Genomic DNA, 1838 nt, shown 5'->3' on the forward strand with positions numbered 1-1838 from the left:
CCGGCCTCGGCCAGCTCGATCGCCGCTCGCAGCCCGGCTCCTCCGGTGCCGATCACCAGCACCATGGTGGAAATACGTTGTTCGGTGATAGCCACCATCTACTCCGATCGCCGAGGGATTGTCACTCAGTAGGACCAGGATGTCCCGGAATCTGTGACACCTGTCGTGGACACTCCCGTGGCGGGTGGCGTCCACTGACATCGACGTGAGCGAGAGACGATGTGCAATCCGGCCCACTCCCGCTCCTGACGGGGAGTTACGGCAGGATGCGGTCCAGGGATATGGCGGGGTTGGAAAAGAGCACGTCGTCGATGTGCGATCCCGAGGTGATCAGGGAGCGGATCGGGTCGATGACGTCCCTCACGTTGACACTCGTGCCTGCCAGCGCGTGCTTCTTCGTCAGCGGGCCGCTGTGACCGCGCTCCCGCAGTGCCTCGACAGCGAGGCGAGTCACGTGGGGAAGGTCACCCGTCAGACCGCTCAGCCTTTGATTCCCTGACAACCCCAGTGATTCCCTGACAACCCCAGCGACGACCTGGGCGGGTCAGGCGCCAGCCGTCACAACCTCGTGGGCTTCATGGTCATACCTCCAGCCGAACACTGCCCTCGCGTGCCGGCCGGCCACTGATCATCTCCGTCGGGCGGAGGAGCGGAAGATGCCCTACGTCATTGCACAGCCTTGCGTTGACGCCCAGGACGGAGCTTGCCGCATCGAGTGCTCCGCGGACTGCGTCTGCGAGGGCAACGGGACACTCCACATCAACCCTTCCGAGTGCGTGGACTGTCATGCGTACGAACCCGTCTGTCCGGTCGAGGCCGTGTCCTACGAAGAGGATGTCCCAGAGCACTGGGCGCAGTACACGACCATCAACGCCGAATACTTTGCTAATGCTGAAGGCGGCGACGACGAACGGCTCGCCCTCCTGTCCCGAGAACGCCTGCCGGGAGCCGGCGCTGCCCGAGGCGAACGCAGTGACCCGGTTGCCCGGCGGGTCGTGTCGAGACCTTGCACTGTGCGCGATGTCACCTCCACGGCGAAGCACACGTGCAGCGGTTCCCAGCAGGCAAACTGGGGGGCCATCGATGGCTGGGGGCGGTGGCGTCCCCGGCGAGGGAATGAGGCAGTAAGTGGGAATGACCGTTCACCCCGGAGGCGGAGCCTTCCGGCCGAGCTCTGCTTCCGGCGGTACTCATCGCCTCGACCCCCGCTTGCGCCACGAGCGGCTGGTGTTCGCCAGGTTGCGCACGTCGCAGGACCGGTTCGCAGACGCGATCACAGCCTTCGCGGGCACGATGGGCTTCGTGTACGTCCATGCCGTCTGGTTTGCGGTGTGGATCGCCCTCAACCTCAAGCTGTTCGGCTCCGCAGCGGTCTTCGACCCCTATCCGTTCGGGCTGCTCACCATGATCGTGAGCCTGGAGGCCATCTTCCTGTCCACATTCGTCATGGTGAGTCAGAATCGGCAAGCCGCTCGTGAGGACGTCCGGGCCGATCTGGATTTCGAGACCAATGTTCGCGCCGAGGTCTGGGCGGTGCACATAGGCAAGGCGCTCGGCCTGAATCCGCAGGAGATCGAGCTTCACGTCCAGGAGGTCATCCAGCAGAGCAAGAGCGCGATGGAACCGGGGTCCGGGGTTCCGCCGGTGGCCCCGGATACTCTGTGAACGTGGCCCTGCAACGGCTCACGCTCGCCATGCCCAGCGCATGTTCAACCGGCCGGATGTCATGCAACCGGTCAGGGGCTTACTGGTCCTAACAAAGCCGCTGTACGTGGCGGTGGGTGATCAGGCAGACGGCGAGTCCGAGGAATGCTTCGTGGATGTCGTCGCGTCGTTCC

Annotated in this window: 3 protein-coding genes and 1 pseudogene; 2 read left to right on the plus strand and 2 right to left on the minus strand. The window is 64.5% G+C overall.

Features of this window, described 5'->3' with window-relative positions:
- Positions 1–98: FAD-binding protein (locus ACZ7M2_RS52410; RefSeq protein WP_471601365.1), on the minus strand; the 98-nt coding region annotated here is incomplete at its 3' end.
- Between the two features lie 158 nt (positions 99–256).
- Positions 257–454, minus strand: coding sequence for a hypothetical protein (locus ACZ7M2_RS52415; RefSeq protein WP_471601363.1), 198 nt, complete (start codon positions 452–454; stop codon positions 257–259).
- Between the two features lie 202 nt (positions 455–656).
- On the opposite strand from ACZ7M2_RS52415, the pseudogene ACZ7M2_RS52420 reads away from it, so the two are divergent.
- Positions 657–935: pseudogene (locus tag ACZ7M2_RS52420) on the plus strand (indolepyruvate ferredoxin oxidoreductase subunit alpha); the annotation flags it as partial.
- 199 nt (positions 936–1134) lie between these two features.
- The gene (locus ACZ7M2_RS52425) at positions 1135–1665 is read left to right on the plus strand and encodes a DUF1003 domain-containing protein (protein ID WP_471601364.1); all 531 of its coding nucleotides are present in this window, start codon (positions 1135–1137) and stop codon (positions 1663–1665) included.
- Positions 1666–1838 lie beyond the last annotated feature (173 nt).

This window comes from Streptomyces sp. NPDC111507 (assembly GCF_055638955.1).